The 4,356-nt window shown below is 70.6% G+C and carries 3 protein-coding genes and 1 pseudogene; 3 read left to right on the forward strand and 1 reads right to left on the reverse strand.

The window, feature by feature from the left end; genetic code table 11:
- Positions 1-119 (forward strand): annotated as a pseudogene (locus DLJ58_RS34665) (IS30 family transposase); the annotation flags it as partial.
- A gap of 387 nt (positions 120-506) precedes the next feature.
- Complete coding sequence (locus DLJ58_RS24345; RefSeq protein WP_124859621.1) at positions 507-926, forward strand: protein-tyrosine phosphatase family protein; 420 nt, start codon at positions 507-509, stop codon at positions 924-926.
- A 62-nt stretch (positions 927-988) separates the two neighbouring features.
- On the opposite strand, the gene DLJ58_RS24350 is transcribed toward DLJ58_RS24345, so the two are convergent.
- Complete coding sequence (locus DLJ58_RS24350; protein WP_124859623.1) at positions 989-3,283, reverse strand: ATP-binding cassette domain-containing protein; 2,295 nt, start codon at positions 3,281-3,283, stop codon at positions 989-991.
- Positions 3,284-3,449: 166 nt separating this feature from the next.
- Here DLJ58_RS24350 and DLJ58_RS24355 point away from each other — a divergent pair, with 166 nt between their 5' ends.
- On the forward strand, positions 3,450-4,178 hold the full coding sequence (locus DLJ58_RS24355) for a MerR family transcriptional regulator (protein ID WP_124859625.1): 729 nt from the start codon (positions 3,450-3,452) through the stop codon (positions 4,176-4,178).
- The last annotated feature ends 178 nt before the right edge of the window (positions 4,179-4,356 follow it).

The following is a 4,356-nucleotide window of genomic DNA, read 5'->3' on the forward strand; positions in this document are numbered from 1 at the left end:
ACCAGGCCGGCCTCGACCACGTCGCCGACGAACTCAACGACCGTCCCCGCATGACCCTGGGCTGGGCCACCCCAGGTGAGAAGATGACCCAGCTACTCGGTGTTGCAACCACCGGTTGAGCCCGCCGCGTGAACGGAAACTGTCCAAGATCTCGTGGGTTGTGGCCGAAGCGCGGCGCGATGGCGAGCGTCGTGGTCGCGAGGCGACCGGCGTGCAGCAAGCGAGGGGACCCGGCGGCGGGACGGCCGGACGGTGATCGGATGGGTGGGCCAGGCGGGGTGCGGGAACAACGTCGGGTGTGGGCTGGTTGTGGAGGGTGTCGGTGTGACTCAGTGTCCCCGGGCCTCACCTAATATCGCCTTCGCGGAATACCGTTCGGCTGGAGCCGCGTCGTGCCACTCGCCGAGAGGCGACCTGCACACCGACACCAGCGCCGCCCTCGGCCCACCGGCCGGGGGCGGCGCTGTCTGTGCTCATCCGTCAGAGCCTCGCGGCACAATGTCCGGGTGACTGACGCACAGCCGTGGTCCGCGCAGTCGGGCGTACTCGTACTCCCCAGTGGGGCGACGGTGCGCGGACGCCGCGTCGCTGCCGCGACCTCGCCCGCCGACTTCGCGGTGCTGCTGGCACCTGGTCCGGACCCGGCCTGGCCGCACCGGCGGATCCGGTGGCCCGATTTCTGGGTGCCGCTCGACCGCGCCGACGCCCTCGACGCCCTGCGGGAGGCGCTGCGGCGCGCGCACGACGGGGAACGCGTCGAGGTGGCCTGTCGGGGTGGGGTGGGTCGCACCGGAACGGCCCTGGCCGCGCTGGCGATCCTCGACGGTCTGCCGGTGGAGCGGGCGGTGCCGTGGGTTCGGGCCGGCTACCACCCGAAGGCGGTGGAGACCCCCTGGCAGCGGCGCTGGCTGCGCCGCGTCACCTGACCGCCGCCGCTGCCGGATCACCGCCGCTCGTGCCGACCCGCCCGGGGCGACGCATGCCGGTGTCAGCCGTGGTCGACCATCGCCGGGCCGGTGACGTACTCGCGGAGGTGGGTGGCGGTGAGGGTGTCGCCGGTGGCGACCAGCTCGGCCGGTGTGCCGGTGAAGACGATGCGGCCACCGTCGTGACCGGCGCCGGGGCCGAGGTCGATGAGCCAGTCGGCGTGTGCCATGACCGCCTGATGGTGCTCGATGACGATCACCGTGTTTCCGGCGTCGACCATCCGGTCGAGCAGGGCCAACAGTTGGTCCACGTCGGCCAGGTGCAGGCCCGTGGTGGGCTCGTCCAGGACGTACGTGGTGGTCTTCTCGGCCAGGTGGATGGCGAGCTTGAGTCGTTGCCGCTCCCCGCCGGACAGGGTGGTCAGTGGCTGGCCGAGGCTGAGATAGCCCAGCCCGACGTCGACCAACCGGCCGAGGATGAGGTGCGCCGCCCCGCTGGGGAAGAACGCGTACGCCTCGGTGACCGACATGGTCAGCACCTCGTGGATGTTCTTGCCGCGCAGCGTGTACGTGAGCACCTCGTCGGTGAAGCGCCGCCCCTCGCACCGTTCGCAGACGCTCGCGACGCCGGCCATCATGGCCAGGTCGGTGTAGATGAGGCCGATTCCCTTGCAGTTCGGGCAGGCGCCCTCGGAGTTGGCGCTGAACAGCGCGGCCTTGACCCCGTTGGCCTTGGCGAAGGCGGTGCGGATCGGGTCGAGCAGCCCGCTGTAGGTGGCCGGGTTGCTGCGTCGTGAGCCACGGATGGGGGACTGGTCGACGATGACGACCCCGGACCGCCCGCGCAGCGACCCGTGGATCAGTGAGCTCTTGCCGGAGCCGGCCACGCCGGTGACCACGGTGAGGACCCCGAGGGGGATGTCCACGTCCACGTCGCGCAGGTTGTGCAGGTCGGCCTGGCGGATGGCGAGCTGCCCGGTGGGTTGGCGTACGGTCTCGCGCACTGTCACCCGGTGGTCCAGGTGCCGCCCGGTGAGCGTGTCGGAGTGGCGCAGGCCGGGGATGTCGCCGGTGAAGCAGATCCGACCTCCGTCGGTGCCGGCGCCCGGTCCGAGATCGACCACGTGGTCGGCGATGGCGATGGTCTCCGGTTTGTGTTCCACCACCAGCACGGTGTTGCCCTTGTCGCGCAGCCGCAGCAGCAGGTCGTTCATCCGGGCGATGTCGTGCGGGTGCAGGCCGACTGTCGGCTCGTCGAAGACGTACGTGACGTCGGAGAGGCTGGAGCCGAGGTGCCGGACCATCTTCACCCGTTGCGCCTCACCGCCGGAGAGGGTCGCTGACTCACGGTCCAGGCTCAGGTAGCCCAGGCCGATCTCGACCAGGGAGTCCAGCAGGTCGCGGAGGTTGGCGACCAGCGGTGCGGCCCCCGGGTCGTCGACGGTGCGGACGAACGCGGCCAGGTCGCTGATCTGCATGGCCGAGCAGTCGGCGATGGTGTGCCCGGCGATCCGTGACGACCGGGCCGCCGCGTTGAGTCGGGTGCCGCCGCAGTCGCCGCAGCTGGTGAAGGTGACCGCCCGGTCGACGAAGGCGCGGATGTGCGGTTGCATGGATTCGCGGTCCTTGGCGAGAAGGAGTCGCTTGACCTTGACGGCCAGACCCTCGTACGTCCAGTTGTTGCTGCCCACCTTGATCTTGGTGGCCGGCTTGTGCAGGAAGTCCTCCCACTGTTGCGGGGTGAAGTCCTGGAGTTTGACGTCCGGGTCGAACAGGCCGGAGCCGACGATGGTCTGCCAGTACCAGGAGTCGACAGCGAAGTTCGGCACGGTGATGGCGCCGTCGTTGAGGGAGCGCTCGACGTCCACCAACTCGTTGATGTCGAGGTCGGAGACCCGGCCCAACCCTTCGCAGGTCAGGCACATGCCCTCGGGCAGGTTGAAGCTGAACGCCCCGGCGCCGCCGATGGACGGCTGGCCGAGCCGGCTGAAGAGGATCCGCAGCATGGCGTACGCGTCGGTGGCGGTGCCGACGGTGGAGCGGGAGTTGACGCCCATCCGTTCCTGGTCGACGACGATGGCCGCGCTGAGGTTGCGCAGCGAGTCGACGTCCGGACGGTTGAGGTTCGGCATGAACGACTGGAGGAACGCGCTGTAGGTCTCGTTGATCATGCGCTGGGACTCGGCGGCGATGGTGCCGAAGACCAGCGACGACTTGCCCGATCCGGAGACACCGGTGAAGACGGTCAACCGGCGCTTGGGAATGTCCACCGAGACGTCGGCGAGATTGTTCTCCCGCGCCCCGCGTACTTCGATCATGTCGTGGCTGTCGGCGGCGGACCATGCTGGCTGCGACATACGAACCCTTCACGGAATCGTGGCGGGACTTTGCCCCGCCGAGCACTGGCGGGTTCAATTGTCTCATTCATCCTCCCGTAGAGACTTTTACCGACAACTGAGCGTGCACTGAGGCAGCACGTCCAGGAAAGTCTCAAATCACGTCGTAAGCGGTACGGTGGCTCGCGTGGACGTCGCCTCGAAGGATCGGCTACGCGCCGTGGACCTGGCGGCCACCGTCGGGATCTCGGTGCAGCAGGTGCGCAACTACGTCGAGTTGGGGGTGCTGCCGCCGGTGCGCCGCACCGCCAGCGGCTACCGGATCTTCACCAACGAGCACGCCCGGGCGCTGAACGTGGCGCGGCGGTTGGCCGAGGGGCACGGCTGGAGCCGTACCCGGCAGATCATGGCGGCGGTGCACTCCGGTGACCTGCCGGCGGCCCTGGCGGCGCTCGACGGCGGCCATGCCGAGCTGGACCGGGAACGCGCCGAGATCCGCCGGGTGCTCGGCGCCTTCGAGACCGTGCTGGCCAGCCCACCGGCGGTCCGGCCCGCGCCACGCCACGGCGCCCGCATCGGCGAGGTGGCCGCCCTGGTCGGGGTCCGGACCTCGCAGCTGCGGCTGTGGGAGGAGCGCGAGCTGCTGCGGCCGGGCCGCACCCCGGGCACCAACTACCGGGTGTACGACGAGGCGGAGCTACGCGCGGCGCAGGTCGTCGCGTTACTGCGCAGGGGCGCGTACCCGTTCGAGATCATCGCCGCGGTGCTGGGCGAGCTGCGGACCACCGGTAGCGCCCAGCGGGTCCGCGCCGAGCTGGCCCGCCGCGAGCAGGAGTTGCACACCCGCAGCCTGCGCCGGCTGCGGGGCAGCGCCGCGCTGCACGACTACCTGCGCGGTCGCGGCGACGCGAGTTGACCGGCATCCCGGCCCGCCGGGCGATCCTCCTGACTAGGGTCGGGCACATGAGAGCTGCGCTGCTGGCGGCCACGACGTCCGCCGTCCTGCTCGCTCCCGTGCCGGTCGGTGCGACGGGAGCGTCCGCCGCGCCGACGGTGCGCTGCCCCCGGGTCCCGGCGCCGGCGGCGTCTCGCCC

The organism is Micromonospora arida, from assembly GCF_003857035.1.
Lineage (GTDB): Bacteria > Actinomycetota > Actinomycetes > Mycobacteriales > Micromonosporaceae > Micromonospora > Micromonospora arida.

Coding starts and splice junctions, on each gene's coding strand:
- DLJ58_RS24350 (WP_124859623.1), bottom strand. CDS start 3,283: ATGTCGCAGCCAGCATGGTCCGCCGCCGACAGCCACGACATGATCGAA.